Below are 24,680 nucleotides of genomic sequence, written 5' to 3'. Positions count from 1 at the left end.
CAAATAAACCGGATAAGCCAAACAAGCTTGCTAAGCCAGATAAACCGGCAAAGCAGAAAGAAAGCAATTAGCTAACAAATTAAATGCAAAACCGAAGTCCGTGCAAGACTTATTGCCTCAAACTGGTAGTGAACACAAACACACACTAGGTTTGATTGGTACATTACTCGCTGGTTTAGGTTGGATTAGTTTACTTGGCGTTGAAAAACGTAAGAAAAAAGATGAATAGACACTAAAAATTGATCATCTAAAGATATAAAATGAGACGTTTATCGAATGATTATATTTGATAAACGTCTTTTTTTGCATTTTTGAGTGAAAAATTAGGCAAAACACTGTTTTTTTGAATTATTTTGAAAAAAATTCGAAAAATTTTGTACTAAAATTAAGAGAAAAAACAGTAAAACTCGAATAATAAGCGTAAGGATAAAAATAAAGTAAGCAAAAAGAAAAAGTAGATTGAAATATAAATAAAGAAATAATTACAACGCGTCCAAGCGTTTCTAAAAGATTGCGAACGAAAAGCAAGACTTGCCAAAGCGGAGAAAATAAGGTAAATTAATAAAGTCGCTTCGAGAGATGCGACGAGAGCTTAAAAACAGACATGCAAGGAAAGAAAACAAATAAAAAGAAAAAAGTACTTGCAAAGAAGTAAATAAGCTGGTAATATATTTAAATGTCGTCAGGTGAAAGCAGAAAAAGCTTGAGCAAGACGAAAAAACAAATCAAAAAGTTCTTGACAAAGAAATGATGGTTTGATAAAATATAAAAGCTGTCTGCTTTACAAAAAGCAAGACAGAGGTAGTACTTTGAAAACTGAACAAAGTTTCGCTAAAAGTGTGCGGGTGTAAAAACCCAAACAAGAAGCGAAGTCAATTCGCAAGCAATAAATTTGAGACAAAGATCTTAAATAAGGAATGAGCAATCATTCAAACTTTTTAAAATGAGAGTTTGATCCTGGCTCAGGACGAACGCTGGCGGCGTGCCTAATACATGCAAGTCGAGCGAGCGGAACTAACAGATTTACTTCGGTAATGACGTTAGGAAAGCGAGCGGCGGATGGGTGAGTAACACGTGGGGAACCTGCCCCATAGTCTGGGATACCACTTGGAAACAGGTGCTAATACCGGATAAGAAAGCAGATCGCATGATCAGCTTTTAAAAGGCGGCGTAAGCTGTCGCTATGGGATGGCCCCGCGGTGCATTAGCTAGTTGGTAAGGTAAAGGCTTACCAAGGCGATGATGCATAGCCGAGTTGAGAGACTGATCGGCCACATTGGGACTGAGACACGGCCCAAACTCCTACGGGAGGCAGCAGTAGGGAATCTTCCACAATGGACGCAAGTCTGATGGAGCAACGCCGCGTGAGTGAAGAAGGTTTTCGGATCGTAAAGCTCTGTTGTTGGTGAAGAAGGATAGAGGTAGTAACTGGCCTTTATTTGACGGTAATCAACCAGAAAGTCACGGCTAACTACGTGCCAGCAGCCGCGGTAATACGTAGGTGGCAAGCGTTGTCCGGATTTATTGGGCGTAAAGCGAGCGCAGGCGGAAGAATAAGTCTGATGTGAAAGCCCTCGGCTTAACCGAGGAACTGCATCGGAAACTGTTTTTCTTGAGTGCAGAAGAGGAGAGTGGAACTCCATGTGTAGCGGTGGAATGCGTAGATATATGGAAGAACACCAGTGGCGAAGGCGGCTCTCTGGTCTGCAACTGACGCTGAGGCTCGAAAGCATGGGTAGCGAACAGGATTAGATACCCTGGTAGTCCATGCCGTAAACGATGAGTGCTAAGTGTTGGGAGGTTTCCGCCTCTCAGTGCTGCAGCTAACGCATTAAGCACTCCGCCTGGGGAGTACGACCGCAAGGTTGAAACTCAAAGGAATTGACGGGGGCCCGCACAAGCGGTGGAGCATGTGGTTTAATTCGAAGCAACGCGAAGAACCTTACCAGGTCTTGACATCTAGTGCCATTTGTAGAGATACAAAGTTCCCTTCGGGGACGCTAAGACAGGTGGTGCATGGCTGTCGTCAGCTCGTGTCGTGAGATGTTGGGTTAAGTCCCGCAACGAGCGCAACCCTTGTTATTAGTTGCCAGCATTAAGTTGGGCACTCTAATGAGACTGCCGGTGACAAACCGGAGGAAGGTGGGGATGACGTCAAGTCATCATGCCCCTTATGACCTGGGCTACACACGTGCTACAATGGGCAGTACAACGAGAAGCGAGCCTGCGAAGGCAAGCGAATCTCTGAAAGCTGTTCTCAGTTCGGACTGCAGTCTGCAACTCGACTGCACGAAGCTGGAATCGCTAGTAATCGCGGATCAGCACGCCGCGGTGAATACGTTCCCGGGCCTTGTACACACCGCCCGTCACACCATGGGAGTCTGCAATGCCCAAAGCCGGTGGCCTAACCTTCGGGAAGGAGCCGTCTAAGGCAGGGCAGATGACTGGGGTGAAGTCGTAACAAGGTAGCCGTAGGAGAACCTGCGGCTGGATCACCTCCTTTCTAAGGAAGCGAAGGATATGGAGAGCAGGAATGCTAAGAGAAGTATCCAGAGCAAGCGGAAGCACACTGAGAAACTTTGTTTAGTTTTGAGGGTAGTACCTCAAAAAGAGCTAGTACATTGAAAACTGAATATAATCCAAGCAAAAAACCGAGACAATCAAAGAGAACAGATTGTAGAGCGACCGAGAAGAGAATTCTTGAGTAAGGTCAAGTAGAAAAGGGCGCACGGTGAATGCCTAGGCACTAACAGCCGAAGAAGGACGTGACGAACTACGAAAAGCTTCGGGGAGCGGTAAGTACGCAGTGATCCGGAGATATCCGAATGGGGGAACCCAATGCAGAGATGCATTATTGATTAGTGAATAGATAGCTAATCAAAGGAAGACGCAGTGAACTGAAACATCTAAGTAGCTGCAGGAAGAGAAAGAAAGATCGATTTCCTTAGTAGCGGCGAGCGAAGAGGAAAGAGCCCAAACCAAGTGATTTATCATTTGGGGTTGTAGGACTGCGACGTGGCAGTGTAAGAGATAGTTGAATTATCTGGGAAGGTAAGCCAGAGAGGGTGAGAGCCCCGTAAGCGAAATCTCAAGCACGCCTAGCAGAATCCTGAGTAGGCCGGGACACGAGGAATCCCGGTTGAAACCGCGAGGACCATCTCGCAAGGCTAAATACTAGTTAGTGACCGATAGTGAACCAGTACCGTGAGGGAAAGGTGAAAAGAACCCCGGAAGGGGAGTGAAAAAGAACCTGAAACCGTGTGTCTACAAGTAGTCAAAGCACATTAAAGTGCAATGGCGTGCCTTTTGTAGAATGAACCGGCGAGTTACGTTATCTAGCGAGGTTAAGTCAGAAAAGACGGAGCCGGAGCGAAAGCGAGTCTTAATAGGGCGAAAAGTTAGGTGACGTAGACCCGAAACCAAGTGACCTACCCATGACCAGGCTGAAGGTGTGGTAAAACGCACTGGAGGGCCGAACCCACGTAAGTTAAAAATTGCGGGGATGAGTTGTGGGTAGCGGTGAAATTCCAAACGAACTTGGAGATAGCTGGTTCTCTCCGAAATAGCTTTAGGGCTAGCCTCGTGGAGAGGATAATGGAGGTAGAGCTCTGTTTGGACTAGGGGCCCGTCAGGGGTTACTGAATCCAGATAAACTACGAATTCCAGATATCCATACACGGGAGTCAGACTGCGAGTGATAAGATCCGTAGTCGAAAGGGAAACAGCCCAGATCACCAGTTAAGGTCCCCAAATCTATGCTAAGTGGAAAAGGATGTGGAGTTGCGTAGACAACTAGGACGTTGGCTCAGAAGCAGCCATCATTCAAAGAGTGCGTAATAGCTCACTAGTCGAGTGGCGCTGCGCCGAAAATTTACCGGGGCTAAGCATAGTACCGAAACTGTGGATGTGTTTTAAAGAGCACGTGGTAGGAGAGCGTTCTAAGGGCGGAGAAGTTGAATCGAGAGGATCAATGGAGCGCTTAGAAGTGAGAATGCCGGTATGAGTAGCGAAAGATAGGTGAGAATCCTATCCGCCGAAAGACTAAGGTTTCCTGGGGCAGGCTCGTCCGCCCAGGGTAAGTCGGGACCTAAGGCAAGGCCGAGAGGCGTAGTCGATGGATAACAGGTAGAGATTCCTGTACTGTGTCAAATCGTTAAGAGCGAAGGAGGGACGCAGGAGGTGAAGCACGCATCGCGATGGAACGATGTTCAAGCAACAAGTGCGGTTAAGAGTCAAATGCTTCTAACCAGCAACACGAGTTGTGAAGAGGAGTGAATTAAAAGTAGCGAAGGTGTGGTAATCACACTGCCAAGAAAAGCTTCTAGCCAGAGATGACATACCCGTACCGCAAACCGACACAGGTAGTCGAGTGGAGAACACTAAGGTGAGCGAGAGAACTCTCGTTAAGGAACTCGGCAAAATGACCCCGTAACTTCGGAAGAAGGGGTGCTAGCCAAGAGATTGGTTAGCCGCAGTGAATAGGCCCAAACAACTGTTTATCAAAAACACAGGTCTCTGCAAAATCGTAAGATGACGTATAGAGGCTGACACCTGCCCGGTGCTGGAAGGTTAAGAGGAGAGCTTAGCGTAAGCGAAGGTTTGAATTGAAGCCCCAGTAAACGGCGGCCGTAACTATAACGGTCCTAAGGTAGCGAAATTCCTTGTCGGGTAAGTTCCGACCTGCACGAAAGGTGTAATGATTTGGGCACTGTCTCAACGAGAGACTCGGTGAAATTATAATACCCGTGAAGATGCGGGTTACCCGCGACAGGACGGAAAGACCCCATGGAGCTTCACTGTAGCTTGATATTGAGTATCTTTTAAACATGTACAGGATAGGTAGGAGCCAGAGAAGATAGGACGCTAGTCTTATTGGAGGCAATGTTGGGATACTACCCTTGTTTGAAGGATGCTCTAACCTCGACCTGTAAGCCAGGCCAGGGACAGTGTCAGGTGGGCAGTTTGACTGGGGCGGTCGCCTCCTAAAGTGTAACGGAGGCGCTCAAAGGTTCCCTCAGAATGGTTGGAAATCATTCGCAGAGTGTAAAGGTATAAGGGAGCTTGACTGCGAGAGAGACAACTCGAGCAGGTAGGAAACTAGGACTTAGTGATCTGGTGGTACCGTATGGAAGGGCCATCACTCAACGGATAAAAGCTACCCTGGGGATAACAGGCTTATCTCCCCCAAGAGTTCACATCGACGGGGAGGTTTGGCACCTCGATGTCGGCTCGTCGCATCCTGGGGCTGAAGTCGGTCCCAAGGGTTGGGCTGTTCGCCCATTAAAGCGGCACGCGAGCTGGGTTCAGAACGTCGTGAGACAGTTCGGTCCCTATCCGTCGTGGGCGTAGGAAATTTGAGAGGAGCTGTCCTTAGTACGAGAGGACCGGGATGGACGCACCGCTGGTGTACCAGTTGTTCCGCCAGGAGCATCGCTGGGTAGCTATGTGCGGAAGGGATAAGCGCTGAAAGCATCTAAGTGCGAAGCCCCCCTCAAGATGAGATTTCCTTTGCGTAAGCAGTAAGACACCTCAGAGACGATGAGGTAGATAGGCTGGGAGTGGAAGTCCTGTGAAGGATGGAGCGGACCAGTACTAATCAGTCGAGGACTTGACCAAAGCGAAGCAAACTGGAAGTTTTTTTGCGAGGAGGATTATGTTTAGTTTTGAGTGTAAAAGCTCAAAAGAGTACGGTGGCGAAAGCAAGAAGGATACACCTGTTCCCATGCCGAACACAGAAGTTAAGCTTCTTAACGCCGAAAGTAGTTGGTGGGCAACTGCCTGCGAGGAAAGGAAGCTGCCGTGCTCTTTTTTAATATTCCGGCTTAGCTCAGTTGGTAGAGCGCTTGACTGTTAATCAAGATGTCGTCAGTTCGAGTCTGACAGCCGGAGTAAAGGGAAGAAGGAAGCGGAAGGCTTCCTTTTTTGTTATTTTATGAAAATGAAATTATCCAACCAGCATATATTTTAATAGGAAGCCAAATTTGTGAAAAACGACTCAAATCATGAAAACAGGCTTTCTTTTTTTATTAGACTAATTTCTGTCTTTGCTTGGGAGACAAGGCATTTGGACTGCTTGAAACAAATTGGCACTTTATGAAATTATTTTCAAAAAACGCTTTTTTAAAGTCTATATTTATCGTATAATAAAAGCGGATTCATTTTTTGATCTAGAGGAGGAAATTACATGGTAGGAATTGTTTTAGCCAGCCATGGTGGCTTTGCCGATGGTATTGCACAATCTGCGCAAATGCTTTTCGGTGAACAAGATAATTTTGCACATGTTATCTTAAAGCCTGATGAAGGTCCAGATGACATTCGTGGCAAAATGGAAAAAGCAATTGCTTCATTTGATAACCAGGATGAAGTTTTGTTCTTGGTTGACTTATGGGGTGGTACTCCATTTAACCAAGCAAATGGACTTGCTGAAAAGCATGATAAATGGGCAATTGTTGCTGGTATGAATTTACCAATGGTTGTACAAGCATTAACTGAGAGAATGATGGATGCTAATGCAACTGCAAAGCACATCGCCACTGCAGTTGTTCAACCTGGTAGAGATGGAATTAAGACTAAGCCAGCTGACTTAATGCCTAAGACGGCTGCTGCAGCTCCAGCAGCTGACAAAGCTGCTGCTAAGGGCAGTAAGAAGAGCATTCCAGAAGGTACTGTTATTGGTGATGGTCATATCAAGTACGTTTTGGCAAGAATTGATTCACGTTTGCTTCACGGTCAAGTGGCAACTGGTTGGATTCCAGCTATGAAGCCTGATAGAGTAATTGTTGTTTCAGATAGTGTAGCTAAGGATGATTTACGTAAGAGTATGATTCGTGAAGCTGCACCAGCTGGTGTTAAGGCTCATACTGTTCCACTCAAGAAGATGGAAGAAATTGCTAAAGATCCAAGATTTGGAAACACTCATGCACTTCTTTTGTTTGAAAATCCAGAAGATGTATTGAGGGCTATCAAAGGCGGTATTGATCTTAAGAATATCAACGTTGGTTCAATGTCATATAAGGAAGGCGATGTTAACGCCAACAACGTATTATCAATGAATCAAAAAGACGTTGATACATTCCGTGAACTTGAAAAGATGGGCGTTAAGTTTGATGTAAGAAAAGTTCCTTCAGATGCTCCAAGTAATATGGATGCTATCTTGAAGAAGGCTCAAACTTTACTTGACGAAAAAAAGTAATAAATAATTAGGAGTAAATAAATGAACGCTATTCAAATGATTTTGGTTGTGTTTGTTGCCTTTCTTGCCGGTATGGAAGGTATCTTGGATGAATGGCAATTCCACCAACCATTAGTTGCTTGTACTTTGATCGGTTTAGTAACCGGTCACTTGGATTTAGGTGTTGCCTTAGGTGGTTCATTACAAATGATCGCTTTAGGTTGGGCTAACATTGGTGCCGCTGTTGCACCAGATGCTGCCTTAGCATCAGTAGCTTCAGCTATTATCTTGATCGAAGGTGGTCAAGGTATTAAGGGTATTGGTACTGCTACTGGTATCGCTATCCCATTAGCTGTTGCTGGTTTGTTCTTAACTATGATCGTACGTACTATTTCAACTGCTATCGTTCACATCATGGACGCAGAAGCTAAGAAGGGTAACTGGCGTATGATCAACTTATGGCAATGGATTGCCGTATGTTTACAAGGTTTGAGAATTGCTATCCCAGCTGCACTTCTTTTAGCAATCCCTTCAGGTACTGTTAGAAGTTGGCTTGCAATGATGCCACAATGGTTAAACGAAGGTATGACTATCGGTGGTGCGATGGTTGTAGCCGTAGGTTACGCTATGGTTATTAACATGATGGCAAGTAAGGAAGTATGGCCATTCTTCGCAATTGGTTTTGCCCTTGCTGCTATCAAAGACTTAACTTTGATCGCCCTTGGTGCTATTGGCCTTTCAATGGCTTTGATGTACTTAGCTCTTGAAGCTAAGGGTGGCAACGGTGGAAACAATAATTCTGGCGATGCCGGCACTGGCGATCCACTCGGCGATATCATTGATGACTATTAAAATGAACGCATAGAGGAGGATTTATATAATGGCTGATAAGAAAACTAAATTAACCAAGCGCGACCGTTTTAACGTTATGTGGCACTCACAATTCCTTCAGGGTTCATGGAACTATGAAAGAATGCAAAACGGTGGTTACGCTTATTCAATGATTCCAGCATTGAGAAAGTTATACCCAAACAAGAAAGATTTATCTGCTGCCTTACAAAGACACTTAGTATTCTTTAACACTCACCCATACTTAGCATCACCTGTTCTTGGTGTTACCTTGGCTTTGGAAGAAGATAAGGCTAACGGTGCAGAAGTTACTGATGACGCTATCCAAGGTGTTAAGGTTGGTATGATGGGACCTTTGGCCGGTGTTGGTGACCCTGTATTCTGGTACACTGTTCGTCCAATTGTTGGTGCATTAGGTGCATCAATGGCCATTGCAGGTAACGTAATGGGTCCTATCTTGTTCTTCGTTATCTGGAATATTATCAGAATCGCATTCTTATGGTACACACAAGAATTTGGTTACAAGGCTGGTTCAGCTATCACCAGTGATATGTCAGGTGGTATGCTTCAAAAGGTTACCCGTGGTGCTTCAATGATGGGTATGTTCGTCTTGGGTGCCTTAATTGAACGTTGGGTAAACATCAAGTTCACTCCAATTGTTTCTCAAACTCCTATTCAAAAGGGTGGTTACATCGAATGGGACAAGCTTCCATCAGGTGCTAAAGGTATCCAATCCGCTCTTCAACAATGGGATATGGGTAACGGTAAAGCTTTAAGCAGTACTAAAGTTACTACTTTACAAGACAACTTGAACCAATTAATTCCTGGTTTAGCTGGTTTGCTCTTAACTTTCTTCTGTATGTGGTTATTGAAGAAGAAAGTTTCACCAATCTGGATTATCATCGGTATCTTCGTTGTCGGTGTTCTCTTCCATGTATGGGGCATTCTTTAATAAATGGCTAAGTCAATTAATACAAAAGTCGATCTCACTGTTGATGCAACCTGGTTTAGAGGAATTGCATCATACGGCAAAATCATGATCGGCGATAGAGCTTTTGAATTTTATAACGAACGAAACGTTGAAGATTATGTTCAGATTCCTTGGAATGAAGTAACTTATGTGGTTGCAGATGTCCGCTTTGGTGGACGTTATATTCCGCGTTTTGAAATCAGAACTAAGTCAAATGGTAAATTTATTTTTGCGGCACGTGATCCTAAAAAGATATTGCGAGCAATAAGAAAATATGTACCAGCTGATCATATGCGCAGGGCATTAAGCTTATGGCAACGATTGAAGCAACGTTTTAGTCGTAAAAAGAAATAAAGTAAAAAATAACCTAGATCAATTCGATCTAGGTTATTTTTGTTAATCGTCATCAATTGATGCTCGTAAACGATTTAGGAATAAATCAGCTACAGGTGATAAATTGGTTTCTCGCTTCCAAATTACTGTGACCGGCTGTTTTAACATTGGAGTAATTGGTCTAAAAGTTAGATTGGATTCATCTGATATATTGGCTAGCTTATCGAGTGTGAGCATAATAGCTGCTTTATTTTTAACTAAAAGTGTACCGTTGAAATTCAAGTTAACAGTACCGATGATATTAATTTGCTCTTTATAATTACCGAACCATGAATCAAAGTACTTTCGATTTTCGGCTTGTTGTGAATTTAAGACGTTTCGTCCAACTAAATCTTCAGCTGTAATAGCACTCTTTTTTGCTAGAGGATCATCCTTAGTCATTAAAACACCCCATGTATCCTTCTCAGGGAGTTGCAGAGAAGGATAATTATCTAAAGGTAGATTACCAATGATTACGGCAAAATCAACTGCACCCGTGTTTAAACGCCTTTCTGCAAATTCATAATCGCCACTTAGAATATGAATTTTAACTGTAGGATAATCCCGAATAATGTTGCTGACGATATTCATTAGACGTTGCATGGCAAAACTTTCGCCGGCAGCAATAGTTAGGTCACCACTGATGACAGCACTAGATTGTAGGTTACTCTTGGTTTTGGAAGCTAAAGTAAGAATTTCTTTTGCTTGTTCATATAAATACTGTCCTGCAGGGGTTAAGGTTAAGTGCCGCGGTTGGCGGTTGAATAACTTAACGCCTAATTCATCCTCTAAATCTGCTATCTGACGCGATAAAGCAGGTTGTGAGACTAATAGTTTTTGTGCAGCTCGCGTCATATTTAATTCTTGCGCTGTAGCGACAAAATAATTTAAAACACGTAATTCCATTTAAATCACCTATAAACAATTGTTATTATACTTCATACCTTATAAGCTTTGCACATTGATAAGCTTACCCTTTAAACTGGAGTAGAGCAAGAAAAAGGAGTGGTAATAATGGAAACAGAAGATCACGATTTACGTCGAAAACTAGCCCAACAGAATCAGCGATTATTGCAGAATTTAAATACACAACGGCATTGTAGCTGTGAAGTTAGACAATTGGTTAGTGAAATAATTGGTCAAAAAATAGCTGGCTAGTATAGAGATTCGGTTACCATTTTATTCTGATTATGGGCACAACATCAAATTAGGCGAGCGCGTGTTTATTAATGCCAATGTGATGATGGTCGACTTAGGCGGGATTACAATTGAGAACGATGTGTTGATTGGGCCTGGAGCCTACCTGATTTCAGTTAATCACAAGCTGGATCCACAGCATAGAAAAGAACTGGAATTAAAGCCAGTTGTTATCAAACAAAACGCCTGGATTGGCGCTAAAGCAACGATATTGCCTGGCGTTACGGTAGGTAAAAACGCCGTTGTAGCGGCTAATGCCGTTGTAACCAAAGATGTGCCAGCTAATACGGTAGTTGCCGGAAATCCTGCTAAAATAATTAAAAAAATTGCAAAATAAAAGGTCGAGCTAAAAAACTCGACTTTTTGCTTTAAACAGCTTTTTCATTACTCCAAATTTTGGAAATGATGTATAAAACAATAAAGATTGCAATTGCAGCGACCATTGGTACTCGGTAGCTTGGTAAAATCAATAGCAGGATAATCATTAAAACGAAGAATGACAAGATTACATAATCGATATAAGGGTAACCTGGCATTTGAAAATCGTTTAGCTGATTAGCTGGTGTTTTTCTCCTGTAAGCCATGTGAGTTAAAATCATCAAACTCCAGATGATTAAAAACATACTAGTTGAAGTTGATGAGATAAAATTAAAGGCCTGATCGCCAATAACCAAGGTGATTAGTGGTGCACATCCCATCAATAATGCGGATAAAATCAATGCATTTTGTGGAAGCTGCCTTCTTGATAAATGTCCAAAAGTTTTGTTCCATTTTCCTTTACCATCAAAAGTAACAGAGAAAAGTAATCGACCAGCACTATACAAAAAACTGTTAGTTGATGAGACGGCGGCTGAAATAACTACAAAGTTAATAATAGAACTAGCATTTTTAATGCCAGTAGCGCCTAAGGCCTCAACAAATGGACTAGCGTTAGTAGCAACTTTGGACCATGGAATTACTAACAAAATTCCTAAAATAGCCATGACATAGAACAAAATAATTCGAATTGGTAATTGATTGATTGCTCGCTTCAACGTTGTCTCTGGCTTTTGTGCTTCAGCCGCGGTTAAACCAATTAATTCAACTCCAATAAAGCTGAAGATTACCATTTGAAATCCTTGTAAGAATCCTTTACTGCCACGGGCGAAGAAGCCGCCATGATCGTCAAGGTTAGCAAAGCTAACAGGACCAAAGCTGGTTTTGCCACCAGTTACTAGTAAGTAAAGGATCAAGATGACGAAGGCAATAATCGTGACAATTTTGATAATGGCAAAACTGAATTCCAAGTTGCCAAAGACACGAGCTGAAATTAAATTGATTAACAGCAAGATCACAATGGTAATAATTCCTGGAATCCAAGGTTTCAGTGTTGGAAACCAATACTTGAAGTAAATTCCTAGGGCCGTGGTTTCGGCCATACCCAAGGTAATCCAACTTAACCAATACAAATAGCCTGTGATAAAGCCAATATTTTTACCCAAATATTGTTCAATAAAATCAATATATGTGTGCTTGTTCAAGTCGGACATAATTAGTTCTCCCAGTGCCCGCATTAGCAGGAAGAGGAAGATACCGACAATAATATATATCAGGATAACGCTAGGACCGGCGCGGTGAATACTGTCACCAACCCCCAGAAAAAGGCCGGTCCCAATTGTTCCACCTAAAGCAATTAACTGAATGTGTGCATTGCTTAGGGTTCGTTTATAACCAGAAGCGGTCTGTGTTTTTTTCTCACTCATATAAGCCCCCCAGTGTTCTCAATCTTTTCACATATACTTAATATTTTATCATTATCAATTAGTATGACCAGACCCTATAGTTAGATTTAAAAAAATATCAAAAATCTGTTTTTTTAAAATAAGTTTGTTAATTAACAAACAAATAATTAAGGAATCGCTTTCATTTGCATTAGAGCAAAATTATGAGGGAATGTGAATCCTTGTTAATTCACTATTTTCATAAATTCATGCATTTACAAATAAAGTTATTGTGCTATAGTTGACATTGTAAATTAGTTCACAAGAATTAGTAGATCTTAGAGGTAATAATACAATGGCTAAGACACAACAAAAAGAGACTCTTACAGAGGACGAAAAGAAAAAGCAAATCTACGACATGGTCGATAACTTAGTAAAGAAATCACATGTCGCTTTAGATCAAATGGCTAACTTCACACAAGAACAAGTTGATAAGATCTGTGAAGCAGTTGCTACTGCAGGTGAACAAAATGCTTACCCACTAGCTAAAATGGCTGTTGAAGAAACTAAACGTGGTGTAGTTGAAGATAAAACTACCAAGAATATGTATGCTTCAGAAAATATCTGGAACAGTTTGCGTCACGAAAAGACCGTCGGCGTAATTGAAGAAGACAAGGAATTAGGTTTGACTAAGATTGCTGAACCTAAAGGTGTTATTGCAGGTGTTACTCCAGTAACTAACCCAACTCAACTGTTATTTTCAAGGCAATGCTTGCTTTGAAGACGAGAAATACCATTATCTTTGGTTTCCACCCACAGGCTCAAAAATGTTGTGTAGAAACTGGTAAAATCATTCGTGCGGCTGCTGTTGCTGCAGGTGCTCCTGCGGATGCCGTTCAATGGATTGAAGAACCAAGCCTTGATGCAACGACCGATTTGATGACTAACCCAGGTGTTCAAACTATTTTGGCAACTGGTGGTCCAGGTATGGTTAAAGCTGCTTATTCATCAGGCAAGCCAGCTATTGGTGTTGGTCCTGGTAATGGTCCTTCTTACATTGAAAAGACTGCTAATATTGACCGTGCAGTTTATGACATTGTTTTATCAAAGAACTTTGATAACGGTATGGTTTGTGCTTCTGAAAATTCAGTTGTCGTTGATACTGAAATTTATGACAAAGTTAAAGAAGAATTTAAGAAGTGGAACTGCTACTTCTTAAACAAAGGAGAAATTAAGAAGTTTGAGGAACACTTTATTGATCCTCGTCGTGGTACGGTTGCTGGTCCAGTAGCTGGTAAGTCAGCTTATGAAATTGCCAAGCTTTGTGGTGTGGATGTGCCAAAGACAACTAAAGTAATTATCGCTGAATATAAAGGCGTAGGTAGAAACTTCCCACTTTCAGCAGAAAAACTTTCACCAGTCTTTACTTTGTACCGGGCTAAGAGTCACGATGATGCATTTAAGATTTGTACTGACTTGTTAAACTACGGTGGTCGTGGACATACTGCTGGTTTGCACTCAACTGATAAAAAGATCATTGATGAGTTTGCAATGAAGATGGATGCTTGTCGTATCTTAGTTAACTCACCAGCTGCCCTTGGTGGTATCGGTGATCTTTACAACAATATGTTGCCATCACTTACCTTGGGTACTGGTTCATATGGTGCTAACACCTTCTCACATAACATTGGTGCCAAAGATTTGCTTAACATTAAAACCGTAGCAATGCGCCGTGACAATATGCAATGGGTAAAAGTTCCGTCTAAGACCTATTTTGAACATAATGCTGCTAACTACTTGCGTCATATGCCAAATGTTAACCGCTTCTTTATCGTTACTGATGAAGGCGTAGCTGACCAAGGCTTTGCTGATGAAATCACTGATATTATTTCTAAGCGTTTAGGACAAAAGGAATATGAAGTCTTCAAAGCTGTAACGCTTGATCCTAATACTGATGTAATTAAAGATGGTGTTCACAGAATGAACATCTTCAAGCCAGATGTAATTATTGCCATCGGTGGTGGTTCAGTAATGGATGCAGCCAAGGCAATGCGCTTATTCTATGAAAACCCAGAAATGAGTTTTGAAGAGGCTTACCAAAAATTCTTAGACATTAGAAAAAGAGTAGTCCGTTTCCCAAAGATTAATGGTGTACAACTTGTATGTATCCCAACTACTTCAGGAACTGGCTCAGAAGTTTCCCCAATTGCTATTATTTCCGATGCCAAAACTGGAATTAAACACACCTTATGTGACTATGCTTTAACACCTGATGTTTCAATTGTTGATGATCAATTTGTGCAAACGCTGCCCAAACGTTTAATTGCTTGGTCAGGTTTTGAAGCATTAGGTCACGCTATCGAAAGCTATGTTTCGACTATGGCTACAGACTTTACCCGCGGTTGGTCACTTGAAGCTATTAAGACAATCTTTGCTAACTTAAAGAAGTCTTATGACGGTGATCTTGACGCACGTAAGAGAATGCATGATGCTGCAACTTTGGCAGGGATGGCTTACTCAAATGCCTTCCTTGGTTTGGAACACTCAATTGCTCACACTGTTGGTTCAACCTTTGATATTCCAAGTGGTGTCAGCGATGCAATTGCATTGCCACAAGTCATTCGCTTTAATGCTAAGCGTCCAGAAAAACTTGCTATGTGGCCACATTACTCAGTTTACCGTGCTGAAAGCGACTATGCTGATATTGCTAGAGCAATCGGTTTAACTGGTTCAAGTGATGCAGAATTGGTTGAAAAGCTGGTACAAAAGATTATTGATTTGGCTGAATCAGTTGGCATTAAGATGGCCTTCAAGGATTATGGCGTTGATAAGGCTGAGTTTGACAAGAAGGTGGACCAATTAGCTGTTGAAGCTTATGGCGATCAAAATACGGTTACTAACCCATCAGCTCCATTAATCAGTCAAATTGCCCAATTAATGAGAGATAGCTATGAGGGCAAGGGAATCTCAACTAAGTAAGAAATAATATATTAATAGTAAATAGCATTCAATGAAAGATATTGAATGCTATTTTTTGATTTAGAAATTAATTATACCAATTTTAGCAACAATTACTTGACCGCTTTATTAAAAAATAATATTATTGCTACTGTAACAATGAATTTAAACTAGTCCACTACAACAAAGGCGAACTAGACCAAAGGAGAAAAATTTTATGTGTGGAATTGTTGGGGTTGTTGGTAAACCAGCAAAAGATATTATTTTAAATGGATTAACTAATTTGGAATACCGTGGCTATGATTCAGCTGGTATTTACTTAAATGATTTAAATGGTAATGAATACTTAACTAAGGCTGTTGGTCGTATTTCTAACTTAAAGGAAAAGTTAACTCCAGATGAACAAGGCTTAGTGGGGATTGGTCATACTCGTTGGGCTACCCACGGTAAGCCAACTGTTGATAATGCCCACCCACATTTTGATGAGACCAAGCGCTTCTATTTAGTTCATAATGGTGTGATTGAGAACTTCGCCGAATTGAAGGAAAAGTACTTGCAAGGTGTAAAGTTCCGTTCAGATACTGATACTGAAGTAGTTGTGCAATTAATTAGTAAAATTGCTCGTGACAAGAATTTAGACGGTTTTTCAGCATTTAAAGAAGCTTTAAAACTGGTTAAGGGTTCATATGCATTTTTGCTAGTTGATAATACTGAACCAGATCATGTTTTCATCGCTAAAAATAAATCACCAATGATGCTTGGTATCGGCGATGGCTTTAATATTATCGCTTCAGATGCTATTTCTGTTTTAGATCAAACCAAAACTTTTGTAGACTTACATGATGGCGATGTTGGTGATATCACTAAAGATTCTTACACTATTGAGACCATCGATGGTAAAAAGGTTGATCGCGAACCTCATGTTTTGAATATTGATCCAAACGCTGCTTCAAAGGGTGCTTATGAATTTTATATGCTTAAAGAAATTGATGAACAACCTGGTGTAATGCGTCATATGTCACAAAATTATCTTGATGAAAATGGGGAACCACAAGTTGATCAAGATATTTTGGATGTTGTTTCTAAAGCAGATAGAATATATATCTTTGCTGCAGGAACTAGTTATCATGCAGGTTTGGTTGGTAAGACTCTTTTTGAACACTATACTGGTATTCCAACTGAAGTTGATTTGGCTTCTGAAGCAGGATATCATTTCCCAATGTTGAGCAAGAACCCATTCTTTATCTTCTTGACTCAATCAGGGGAAACTGCTGATTCACGTGTTGTATTAAAAGAAGCAAATAAACGTGGCATCCCAAGTTTAACTATGACTAATGTGGAAGGCTCAACACTTTCTCGTGAAGCTACCTATACTATGCTTTTGGGTGCTGGTCCTGAAATCGCAGTTGCTTCAACTAAGGCATATACTGCTCAAGTTGCTTTACAAGCTGTTCTGGCTAAGGCTTTAGGTGAAAAGTTAAATAATGAAAATGCTAAGGAATGGGATTTACAAAAAGACTTAGCAATGGCTGCAGAAGGTATTCAACAAATTGTGGATGGTAAAGAAAAGTTGAAAAAGCTTGCAGATAAATACTTAGTAAAGTCTAGAAATGCATTCTACATTGGTCGAGGTATTGACTATGCAGTTGCACTTGAAGCTGCTCTTAAGTTAAAGGAAGTTTCATATATTCAAACTGAAGGTTTTGCAGCAGCTGAACTTAAACATGGTACCATTTCATTAATTGAAAAAGGCACTCCTGTAATTGCCTTGATTAATGATCCAGTAACTGCAGATCTTACCCGTGGTAATATTCAAGAAGTTATTTCCCGTGGAGCTAGTGTTATTACAATTGTAGGTAAGGACTTTGCTAGAGGCGACGATGACATTGTTTTGCCAGAAATTAATTACTACATGTCAGCATTGTTGACAGTAGTGCCTGCTCAACTTCTAGCTTACTACGCTTCTAAGGACAAGGGACTAGACGTTGATAAGCCTCGTAACTTAGCTAAAAGTGTAACTGTTGAATAAACAAGTATAAATAAAAGGAACGAATCAATTTTGATCCGTTCCTTTTTTGTCTATTAAATATTTTTTATTATTTCTTTCGCATTTTTTTAGGTATAGTTGGTGCTTATGTTCTGCCGCTTTGTCCTTATCAATGAAGAAGTAAGCTATAGCAGCTAATACACCGACTACTAAACCAAGAAAGATAGTTTTCCAAGTAAAGTTGGTTACCATGTAACATGAAATAATTAAAGCTAAAATTGTAATGGTATAACCACCTGGAAGTTTGAAACCATGGTTAGGAAATTCATTTGTATGTTTGAATTTGATAACTGCCAAAATTGATGGTACGTATTGAATAAGTGAAGCAAGTACAATACAAGATACCAAGAATAAATAAGATTGGGTTATTAAAAAGGCAGTGATTGCAGCACTAAATAAAATTGCTACCCAAGCAGCATCATATTTGTTCTTTTTACCAATCCAGCTAGGAAGCATACAGATTGGGTTGATCCTAATAATAAATTTTCTCCGTTTACTTGGGAGATTGAAGGCCTAGATAAGCCAGGTAAAGGTACCAACTAGTGTAATGTCTAGAGATCAGAATCCGATGGGAATGCCGATCAAACGGAGATATAGTCCAGATCAACAGGTTTCCGAAAAAGAATTTGAAGAAGCTGAAGAAAATGAGCTACCGAGGCAAGATAGCTAGAATATTTTCAATAAAATAAATAAACATCCCTGATCAACAATTGAATTGGTTAGGGATGTTTATTTGTTAAAAATGATTATAAGTAGAAGTTATCCTATGAAATAAGAAATAGATATTTTTCTTTAACACTAAAACGTATTTAAATGAATAGTAAAGAGGGCATTTTAGAAAGGAAAATATTATGTCAATTAAGGATGATGCACAAAGAGTTCATGCTAATTTGTTAAAAACAACGGATCCAGATATTATAGAACGAATTAATCACTTTACATTTAATGAAGTACAAAATGAAGTGGATTTATCAGATAGAGTTAAGATGCTGTCAACTTTGGCTTATTTATTAGGGATGCAAGCAAATGCTGAATATAAAGTAATGCTTCCAGTTGCACTTGATAACGATGTTACTCCGATTGAAGCTAAGGAAGTTTTGTATCAAGCAATAGATTATTTAGGTTTAGGCCGCGTTTTTCCATTTTTCAAAATTACTAACGAAATACTAACTGCTAGAGGAGTAAAACTTCCCTTAAAGTCGCAGTCGACTACAACGATGAAGAATCGTTTAGAGAAAGGTGAAGAGACGCAAATACGATTATTTGGAAAACAGATGAAGGATTTCGCTAAGAAGGGAACCATTAATAAGTGGCTTGTAGATAATTGCTTTGGTGATTATTATACAAGGACTGGATTAGATGATCGTGACCGGGAAATGATTACGTTTTGCTATATTGCTGCTCAAGGAGGGTGTGAGCCACAATTAATGGTACATGCGCAAGCTAATATTAAGCTGGGCAATGACAAGGAATTCTTGACAAAAGTTGTTGAACAAAATGTACCATTTATTGGTTACCCAAGAAGTTTAAATGCCGTTACTGTGATCAACCAAGCTGATGAAGCAGTTAATGACAAAAATTAGAATATTAATAAAATAAGCGCTTTTAGTTAACAACGACTACTAATAGACCTACCTGGGATCACGAAATGGAAGCAAATGGTCGTGACACGATGAAGACCGAAGCAGCTTGTGAGTGGATGCTTAAAGCTGATGATGACAAGATCAAGGATTACTGCGAAAAGAACTTAAAGAAGTAACTAAAATATTCTACTAAAAGGCTTAATAATTTCGTCTGCAACGAAAATGACCGGATCGCCAAAGATCTGGTCATTTTTTTGTGTAATCGATTAACTGTGAAGGAGCTTTCTAAGAGAAGCGTTCATGGTAAGAAAAAGTATTTTTAAGGAATACTTTTCAATTTTAGACTAAGGAAGTCAAGAAAACTACTCGTCATTATTAGAGTCTATGTTTGCTGATTTTATTAGCGTTTTATGGAGATAAGTAAAGGATAATTGTGCACGTGAAAAATTACCTGTACAGGAAAAAGTTAATCATGGTGTCTAGTATTAGTATTTAGCAACAAGACATTAGATTATTGTTGATATTATCGAAAAGATGGCAACAATAATTCAAAAATATTTGCATATATGCAAATATATCACTTTTAAAGAAATATGAGAGTATATTTAAATTAAAAATTAAAGGAAGGAGGCTAATTTCTCATTTTTGTGTTAGATAAGAAATATTCAAGTTCATTCTTTAAATCAATTAACTGCAAATTTTCTAATGAGTAAAGAAATTTATTCAATTCTTCTTTATCTGATTCATGTAGCTGATATTTTATGTATATATCCATAAATCTTTTCTTAAGTCGAATAGATAAAAAGGAGTTGGGAATTGAAACTTTATTTATTTTGAGTGAGAGTTTTTTTGCTAGTTCAATTTTCTCTGGAATTATTCTAATTAAAGCATTTAAAATTGTACACCAGGTGTAATACTCCGTACCAAATTCTAATGTCGTTTGATTTTTCAAAATAGTAAGTATTCTTGAAGCGATTTTGAAATTAAATGTAGGATCATAGAATGCTAAGGTATTACCCCAAACACTAATGTAATAATAATTCCAATATGAAGTAGACGATAAAATTGATTTTACATTTAAAATATCAAATTTTGAAATTAAACGAATATTGGTTAAGTCAAAATAGAAATTAGCAGCGGCTACAGCTAGAAATAAATCAAATCTGTTTTTACTAGTTTTACTTTGTTTAATTTGCTTTAAAGTTAGATGTTTAAGCTCGGTAATACCTTTTCTTTGATAAGCATTAAATATTTTGTGAGTTAAAGAATTTGTTGGATTAAGGTTACAGTACATTATAAATTCATTTGCTCGAATATGAATATTATCCAAAAGATTGATTACGGTCTCAAAAGATATATTGCTTCTTCCATTTTCCCATCTGGATAATTGAGAAGTCGAGATTACATTTGCAGCAGCATCCTTTAAAGAAATATCTTGTTTTTTTCTTAATTGTTTAAAATATTTTCCGTACATGAGGTCTTACCATGAATAAAAAAATGATTATCAAATATAAAATTTTAGATATACCTTATAAGTTGATGACAGATTTGTCAACTCAAATTGGCGAAAAAGAATTAGAACAAACAGGTGTAAATATTGTTATTTATGCCAATCAATTGATAAGAAGTACAATTGAGCCTATAGCAGCTACTTTAAATTCTATTTTGGATCATGGACGAGCATTTGAAGCAAATAAAAATTTGATTTCAATTAAAGATGTTCTGAATTTTATAGATGAGCCACCGATTTAGATGGAGGCGGTTTTAATGAAAAAGCTAAAACTAGCGTCATCCTCAGTTTACTTATATCTACTTGGAACTTTTGTGTCGAATCTGGGTGATGGGATTTTTACACTGATAATTTCTAAAATTTTGTATGATAAAACTGGTTCGGTTTCGGCTTTTGGATTAGTGTTAATTATTCAAAATGTAGCATCTTTTATGTTAAATTTATTGGCTGGTTATATTGCTGACATTAAAAAGCCACAATTTATTTCAGAAATTGCAGACAGTTTACGCGGAATTATGATTATTTTGGGTATTATCTTTTTAAGATTATCAAATAATATAATCGTAGTTTTAATGATATTAATGCTCATTTTAAACTTGATTGTGCCATTTTTTAGAGCTGCTAATTTTAAAATCATTGCTAGTATTCAAAGAGGAAGTTTGGGATTACTTCCATTAAATGGGTTACGCAGTTCATTAAATCAAAGTGGTCAATTATTAGGTGTGGCTATTGCTACACCTTTAATTGCATTTAATTTAACAATTCCTGCTTTATTGATAGATGCACTTACTTTTTTTACTTCATTTATTTGTACTATCTTTTTAAAATTTAATAAGGAACATCCAGTTCAAATTAAAGTTTCAGATAATAAGTTAAAGAAAATGTATTTTGAATGGTTCAAGCTACTAAGAGCTTTATTTATAAGTAAAAAGTTACTTTTATTAGTATTTTTTTCTTCAATCGATTCAGTAATTGTTGCTTTTATCAATTTGATGGAGATAAAATATGCAACAGTTATATTAAAGAATTCCGTTTATCTAACAGCTTTAGATGGATTTTTTGCACTAGGTGCAATGTTAAATTTTACGATCATTTATTTACTATTTGAAAGATTTAATTTCTCTGAAGTTTCTTGGTCTGGTTTATTCTTCCAGGCTTTGGCTTTTATCGGGCTAACTCTAACCAGTTCAATCTATATAGCTACAATCTTTATCTTTATTATTGGAATATTTAATGGTGCATCGCAATCTTTATTTCAAACACAGTTACATACATCTTTTGATGAAACAATGAAAGGAAAAATTTCTAGTTTAAGAGATGCTATGGTTGCCTTTTCAAATTTGATAATGATTCCAGTATTTTCAAGGTTATTAAATTTTAATTTATATATTGCTTTCTGGATTTTTGCACTTTGTATTTTAGCAAGCAGTATTTCAGTATTTTTAATTTTTAGATTGAAGATGCTCTAAGATAAATAATTAGTAAAATCAGGATATCTCAATTTATGACAGTCATTTTTGATCCCAATCGCTTGACCTGCATTAATAAATATTTAATAATTGTTCAATATAAAGGTTGGGTGACAAAAATGAAGATGGAACATTCTGCAGGTGCAGTTATTTACAGAAAGCGTAGAGACGGCGAACTGGAATATTTGATCGTGCAGAGCGTCGTAAATTATAATTGGGGCTTTCCAAAAGGGCATTTGGAAAATGATGAGAATGCTGAAGAAGCTGCTAAAAGAGAAGTTTTTGAGGAAGTTGGCCTAAAGCCGAATTTTGATTTTGCCTTTAAAGCCCAAACTGAATATCAGTTAACAGCAGATAAGGCTAAGACAGTAGTTTATTTTGTCGCTAGCTATGTTGCAGGTCAAGAAGTAAAAACACAAAAGGAAGAAATTTTAGCAAGCAAATGGGTTAGCTTAGCTGAAGCAAAACAGTATCTAACTGTGCATGGGAAGATGGCTGTTTTGACGAAAGCACAGAATTACATTGAACAATAAAAAAGACGGGAGCTTAATCAACTCTCGTCTTTTCGTCATTAAGAAACTAAATTTTAATTGATGCAAAATACTTTAATCCCATATAAGAGGGATAAACTAAGAGATTTGTTTACTACAAAATATTGCTTTATTAATTTAAAATTAACAAAAAATAAAAAAACTATTGCAAATATAATTTTGTGGTAGTATATTTAATCTAATCCAAATGAAGGATTTGGATTAGAAAGGTTAAGGAAAAAAACATGGATGAGAAAAACATTTCTTTAGATTTGACCGTAGAAGTTGAAGATATCAATCTTGAAGATGTTGAGGACTTAACAGGACCACGTAGAGGTTCAGGTGCAACATTCTCAGCATGTTGTGGTCATAATTAGTTAGAAAAAATCAATATGCATTTGGCTACATATTGATTTTTTGAAAGAGGGGAATTATATGACTTTTTATAAATTAGAAGACAAATTTATGATTAGAGAACCAGTATATGATTTGAAAAAGTATAATTCTATTTTTTCAAAAAATGAAGATGTAGATCAGAATTTAATTGGTCTTTTAAAAGACCTGAATTGTCAAATTAAGTGCAACAGTTAGGCTATGAGGAAATATATTGCTTGAAGAGTTCTTCTGCTGTGTGATATTGAAGGATTCGACGATGTTTGCGGTTAATGGCATCAGTTGCCTGTTGAACATAAGCAGCTGACTTATCTTTCATGCTTTTGCCTTTAGGGAAGAATTGACGCAGAAGTCCATTGCAGTTCTCATTGGTGCCTCTTTCCCATGGAGAATATGGGTGGGCGAAGTAGATCTGGCAGCCTTTGATCTTGGTCATATCCGCAAACTCAGAGCCATTGTCAAACGTGATCGATTTAAACCAGGCAGGATGTCTGTCAATCTCATTTTGAAGCAGCCTTTGGCATGTGCTTGCCCGATAGTCAGGAATCTTGATAACTACTTCAAAGCGTGTGGTTCTTTCGGTCAAAGTCATTAAAGCAGGCTGATTCTTGCGTCTGACGCCTTTAACCAGATCTCCTTCCCAGTGCAGCGGCGTTTTTCTGTCTTCAATCTCTTTAGGACGCTGTTCAATGGAATTGCCAAGATTCTTCTTGTGCAAAGCATGACCGCTCTGGCCGTGATGACGCTTGTTCCTGCGTCTTTTGAGCTTCATAGGCAGATCAATATTGCTTATGTCCAGCAAGCCCTGATCAATATAGCGATAGACAGTTGGTGTGCTGGGACAAGGGTAGCCTGGCATAGTCCTTTTGAATTCACCAACGAATTCATCGATGCTGGTGGCATCAAATTTAGCTTTGAAGCGTCTGGAGAGCATTCTCAAAAAGACAGCATAATGCTTCAATGGATTGCGCTGATAGCAGTTTTTGCGACGCTTCTCATAATAAAGCTGTGCAGTATCAGCGTAATAGTGCTCATACAATAAATAGCTGCTGTCTCTTTGCAGGACGCTTCCGCGTTTGATTTCGCGACTGATTGTCGACTTATGGCAGCCGACTTCTTGAGCGATAACAGTACGGGAAGTTATGCCGGAATCCAGCATTGCTTGAATTTGTCCACGTTGTACGCTGGTTAATTGATGATAGTGCTTAGAAATGCTAGAATTTGAATTGGTCATGAAGATCTTCCTTTCTTGATTTTTCGTCACTTCAAGTTTAGGTCTTCATGGCCTTTTTGTTTAACACTTGGTGTTGCACTTCAATTTTAAATCCGGGGTCTTTTAAAAGATAACCAATTTAAAGAAATTTTATTTGTAAATAATAAAAAACTATATTATCAATTAATGAAAATAACTGAGTTAAATCCTGACGGCAAAAGATACAGACATTTGATAAATTCATTGAGCAATTACTTTAATCGAATCTGTACAAGAGCAACACCGTATGGATTAGATGCTATGGTATCTTTAGGAAAATTTTCTAAAAATGAAAAGAATTGTGATAACAAATTATTTAAGCATATTTATCCTGATATGGAATGGCTTAGTAAAGTAATTCGAAAAATTGAGATTGACTTGGAAGATCTTAATTATTTGTATGTAAAATGGAATAATGTTGTGGTATGTAATAAGACATATTTTAAATTGCTCTTTGTAAAAGATGATGAAAGAAAGAATCTGCAGAGAAAATTAAAAATCACATCGATTACAAAAGCAATAAATAAATTTACACAAAATAATATTTCTGTAAAGAAGTTAATTAGTAATTTGCAATATTCTCGAGACTGTAAAATAGTTTGTGTAAGGATGAATGATTCCTTAAATTTATTTCTTTAAACATTAGAAAAAGGAGTTCCTTTCTCGTATGATTGGTTTG

The 24,680-nt window shown here is 38.6% G+C and carries 18 protein-coding genes, 1 tRNA gene, 3 rRNA genes and 3 pseudogenes; 20 read left to right on the top strand and 5 right to left on the bottom strand.

Annotation, left to right across the window (positions count from 1 at the left end):
- Window positions 1–100 precede the first annotated feature (100 nt).
- From J6L97_RS11135 to J6L97_RS09070, 9 genes are all read left to right on the top strand, one after another.
- Window positions 101–229: an LPXTG cell wall anchor domain-containing protein gene (locus J6L97_RS11135; protein ID WP_198563424.1), complete on the top strand. Its 129-nt coding sequence runs from the start codon at window positions 101–103 to the stop codon at window positions 227–229.
- A gap of 710 nt (window positions 230–939) precedes the next feature.
- A 16S ribosomal RNA gene (locus J6L97_RS09105) occupies window positions 940–2,503 on the top strand.
- Window positions 2,504–2,708: 205 nt separating this feature from the next.
- Window positions 2,709–5,616, top strand: a 23S ribosomal RNA gene (locus J6L97_RS09100).
- Between the two features lie 70 nt (window positions 5,617–5,686).
- Window positions 5,687–5,803 (top strand): 5S ribosomal RNA (rrf, locus tag J6L97_RS09095).
- Together the 16S, 23S and 5S rRNA genes with 1 tRNA gene alongside form the textbook arrangement of a ribosomal RNA operon.
- A gap of 13 nt (window positions 5,804–5,816) precedes the next feature.
- Window positions 5,817–5,889 (top strand) — tRNA-Asn (locus J6L97_RS09090).
- Between the two features lie 295 nt (window positions 5,890–6,184).
- Window positions 6,185–7,192, top strand: a complete 1,008-nt coding sequence (locus J6L97_RS09085) for a PTS sugar transporter subunit IIB (RefSeq protein WP_057726878.1) — start codon at window positions 6,185–6,187, stop codon at window positions 7,190–7,192.
- A 21-nt stretch (window positions 7,193–7,213) separates the two neighbouring features.
- The gene (locus tag J6L97_RS09080; RefSeq protein ID WP_005720853.1) at window positions 7,214–8,023 is read left to right on the top strand and encodes a PTS mannose/fructose/sorbose transporter subunit IIC; all 810 of its coding nucleotides are present in this window, start codon (window positions 7,214–7,216) and stop codon (window positions 8,021–8,023) included.
- Window positions 8,024–8,051: 28 nt separating this feature from the next.
- Window positions 8,052–8,972 (top strand): PTS system mannose/fructose/sorbose family transporter subunit IID, encoded by a 921-nt coding sequence (locus J6L97_RS09075; RefSeq protein ID WP_005720854.1) that lies wholly within the window; start codon window positions 8,052–8,054, stop codon window positions 8,970–8,972.
- Between the two features lie 3 nt (window positions 8,973–8,975).
- On the top strand, window positions 8,976–9,344 hold the full coding sequence (locus J6L97_RS09070; protein WP_057726877.1) for a DUF956 family protein: 369 nt from the start codon (window positions 8,976–8,978) through the stop codon (window positions 9,342–9,344).
- Window positions 9,345–9,386: 42 nt separating this feature from the next.
- On the opposite strand, the gene J6L97_RS09065 is transcribed toward J6L97_RS09070, so the two are convergent.
- The gene (locus J6L97_RS09065) at window positions 9,387–10,268 is read right to left on the bottom strand and encodes a LysR family transcriptional regulator (protein ID WP_081036426.1); all 882 of its coding nucleotides are present in this window, start codon (window positions 10,266–10,268) and stop codon (window positions 9,387–9,389) included.
- A 108-nt stretch (window positions 10,269–10,376) separates the two neighbouring features.
- Between J6L97_RS09065 and J6L97_RS09060 the strand changes: the two are divergent.
- Window positions 10,377–10,896 (top strand): annotated as a pseudogene (locus tag J6L97_RS09060) (DapH/DapD/GlmU-related protein).
- Between the two features lie 31 nt (window positions 10,897–10,927).
- Here the strand turns inward: J6L97_RS09060 and J6L97_RS09055 are convergent.
- Window positions 10,928–12,301 (bottom strand): amino acid permease, encoded by a 1,374-nt coding sequence (locus tag J6L97_RS09055; protein WP_057726876.1) that lies wholly within the window; start codon window positions 12,299–12,301, stop codon window positions 10,928–10,930.
- 313 nt (window positions 12,302–12,614) lie between these two features.
- Here J6L97_RS09055 and adhE point away from each other — a divergent pair.
- Both adhE and glmS read left to right on the top strand, forming a co-directional pair.
- A pseudogene (gene adhE, locus J6L97_RS09050) lies at window positions 12,615–15,238 on the top strand (bifunctional acetaldehyde-CoA/alcohol dehydrogenase).
- Between the two features lie 196 nt (window positions 15,239–15,434).
- On the top strand, window positions 15,435–17,246 hold the full coding sequence (glmS, locus tag J6L97_RS09045; RefSeq protein ID WP_054832964.1) for a glutamine--fructose-6-phosphate transaminase (isomerizing): 1,812 nt from the start codon (window positions 15,435–15,437) through the stop codon (window positions 17,244–17,246).
- 24 nt (window positions 17,247–17,270) lie between these two features.
- Here glmS and J6L97_RS09040 read toward each other — a convergent pair whose 3' ends face one another.
- Window positions 17,271–17,720: an APC family permease gene (locus tag J6L97_RS09040; protein ID WP_081036425.1), complete on the bottom strand. Its 450-nt coding sequence runs from the start codon at window positions 17,718–17,720 to the stop codon at window positions 17,271–17,273.
- Between the two features lie 91 nt (window positions 17,721–17,811).
- Between J6L97_RS09040 and J6L97_RS11360 the strand changes: the two genes are divergently transcribed.
- The 3 genes and pseudogenes from J6L97_RS11360 to J6L97_RS11355 form a co-directional block, all read left to right on the top strand.
- On the top strand, window positions 17,812–17,934 hold the full coding sequence (locus tag J6L97_RS11360; RefSeq protein ID WP_374197047.1) for a hypothetical protein: 123 nt from the start codon (window positions 17,812–17,814) through the stop codon (window positions 17,932–17,934).
- A gap of 181 nt (window positions 17,935–18,115) precedes the next feature.
- Entirely contained in the window at window positions 18,116–18,847 is a 732-nt protein-coding gene (locus tag J6L97_RS09030; protein WP_054832963.1) for a carboxymuconolactone decarboxylase family protein, read from the top strand.
- A gap of 53 nt (window positions 18,848–18,900) precedes the next feature.
- Window positions 18,901–19,023, top strand: a pseudogene (locus J6L97_RS11355) (P8 family protein); the annotation flags it as partial.
- Window positions 19,024–19,478: 455 nt separating this feature from the next.
- Here J6L97_RS11355 and J6L97_RS09025 read toward each other — a convergent pair.
- Window positions 19,479–20,321: a helix-turn-helix domain-containing protein gene (locus J6L97_RS09025; protein ID WP_057726875.1), complete on the bottom strand. Its 843-nt coding sequence runs from the start codon at window positions 20,319–20,321 to the stop codon at window positions 19,479–19,481.
- Between the two features lie 11 nt (window positions 20,322–20,332).
- On the opposite strand from J6L97_RS09025, the gene J6L97_RS09020 reads away from it, so the two are divergent.
- The 4 genes from J6L97_RS09020 to J6L97_RS11245 all read left to right on the top strand — a co-directional run bounded on the left by J6L97_RS09020 (window position 20,333) and on the right by J6L97_RS11245 (window position 22,733).
- A complete protein-coding gene (locus J6L97_RS09020) occupies window positions 20,333–20,599 on the top strand; it encodes a hypothetical protein (protein ID WP_054833080.1) in 267 nt (88 codons plus the stop codon).
- A gap of 15 nt (window positions 20,600–20,614) precedes the next feature.
- Window positions 20,615–21,826 (top strand): MFS transporter, encoded by a 1,212-nt coding sequence (locus J6L97_RS09015; protein WP_057726874.1) that lies wholly within the window; start codon window positions 20,615–20,617, stop codon window positions 21,824–21,826.
- Between the two features lie 119 nt (window positions 21,827–21,945).
- Complete coding sequence (locus tag J6L97_RS09010; protein ID WP_054833081.1) at window positions 21,946–22,359, top strand: bis(5'-nucleosyl)-tetraphosphatase; 414 nt, start codon at window positions 21,946–21,948, stop codon at window positions 22,357–22,359.
- Between the two features lie 242 nt (window positions 22,360–22,601).
- The gene (locus tag J6L97_RS11245) at window positions 22,602–22,733 is read left to right on the top strand and encodes a hypothetical protein (protein WP_256381431.1); all 132 of its coding nucleotides are present in this window, start codon (window positions 22,602–22,604) and stop codon (window positions 22,731–22,733) included.
- Window positions 22,734–22,948: 215 nt separating this feature from the next.
- Here the strand turns inward: J6L97_RS11245 and J6L97_RS09005 are convergent, their stop codons facing one another.
- Complete coding sequence (locus J6L97_RS09005; RefSeq protein WP_123811765.1) at window positions 22,949–23,983, bottom strand: IS30 family transposase; 1,035 nt, start codon at window positions 23,981–23,983, stop codon at window positions 22,949–22,951.
- Window positions 23,984–24,148: 165 nt separating this feature from the next.
- Here J6L97_RS09005 and J6L97_RS09000 point away from each other — a divergent pair, with 165 nt between their 5' ends.
- Window positions 24,149–24,640, top strand: a complete 492-nt coding sequence (locus tag J6L97_RS09000) for a lantibiotic dehydratase (RefSeq protein WP_150398790.1) — start codon at window positions 24,149–24,151, stop codon at window positions 24,638–24,640.
- Window positions 24,641–24,680: the final 40 nt, after the last annotated feature.

The organism is Lactobacillus crispatus, assembly GCF_018987235.1.
GTDB classification, from domain to species: Bacteria; Bacillota; Bacilli; order Lactobacillales; family Lactobacillaceae; genus Lactobacillus; species Lactobacillus crispatus.
This window is presented reverse-complemented; position numbering and strand designations above follow the sequence as displayed.

Bases quoted from the DNA above. Each gene is read 5' to 3' on its own strand.
- J6L97_RS09085 (WP_057726878.1), top strand. From the start codon at position 6,185: ATGGTAGGAATTGTTTTAGCCAGCCATGGTGGCTTTGCCGATGGTATT.
- J6L97_RS09080 (WP_005720853.1), top strand. From the start codon at position 7,214: ATGAACGCTATTCAAATGATTTTGGTTGTGTTTGTTGCCTTTCTTGCC.
- J6L97_RS09075 (WP_005720854.1), top strand. From the start codon at position 8,052: ATGGCTGATAAGAAAACTAAATTAACCAAGCGCGACCGTTTTAACGTT.
- J6L97_RS09070 (WP_057726877.1), top strand. From the start codon at position 8,976: ATGGCTAAGTCAATTAATACAAAAGTCGATCTCACTGTTGATGCAACC.
- J6L97_RS09065 (WP_081036426.1), bottom strand. From the start codon at position 10,268: ATGGAATTACGTGTTTTAAATTATTTTGTCGCTACAGCGCAAGAATTA.
- J6L97_RS09055 (WP_057726876.1), bottom strand. From the start codon at position 12,301: ATGAGTGAGAAAAAAACACAGACCGCTTCTGGTTATAAACGAACCCTA.
- glmS (WP_054832964.1), top strand. From the start codon at position 15,435: ATGTGTGGAATTGTTGGGGTTGTTGGTAAACCAGCAAAAGATATTATT.
- J6L97_RS09040 (WP_081036425.1), bottom strand. From the start codon at position 17,720: ATGCTTCCTAGCTGGATTGGTAAAAAGAACAAATATGATGCTGCTTGG.
- J6L97_RS11360 (WP_374197047.1), top strand. From the start codon at position 17,812: ATGTCTAGAGATCAGAATCCGATGGGAATGCCGATCAAACGGAGATAT.
- J6L97_RS09030 (WP_054832963.1), top strand. From the start codon at position 18,116: ATGTCAATTAAGGATGATGCACAAAGAGTTCATGCTAATTTGTTAAAA.
- J6L97_RS09025 (WP_057726875.1), bottom strand. From the start codon at position 20,321: ATGTACGGAAAATATTTTAAACAATTAAGAAAAAAACAAGATATTTCT.
- J6L97_RS09020 (WP_054833080.1), top strand. From the start codon at position 20,333: ATGAATAAAAAAATGATTATCAAATATAAAATTTTAGATATACCTTAT.
- J6L97_RS09015 (WP_057726874.1), top strand. From the start codon at position 20,615: ATGAAAAAGCTAAAACTAGCGTCATCCTCAGTTTACTTATATCTACTT.
- J6L97_RS09010 (WP_054833081.1), top strand. From the start codon at position 21,946: ATGAAGATGGAACATTCTGCAGGTGCAGTTATTTACAGAAAGCGTAGA.
- J6L97_RS11245 (WP_256381431.1), top strand. From the start codon at position 22,602: ATGGATGAGAAAAACATTTCTTTAGATTTGACCGTAGAAGTTGAAGAT.
- J6L97_RS09005 (WP_123811765.1), bottom strand. From the start codon at position 23,983: ATGACCAATTCAAATTCTAGCATTTCTAAGCACTATCATCAATTAACC.
- J6L97_RS09000 (WP_150398790.1), top strand. From the start codon at position 24,149: ATGAAAATAACTGAGTTAAATCCTGACGGCAAAAGATACAGACATTTG.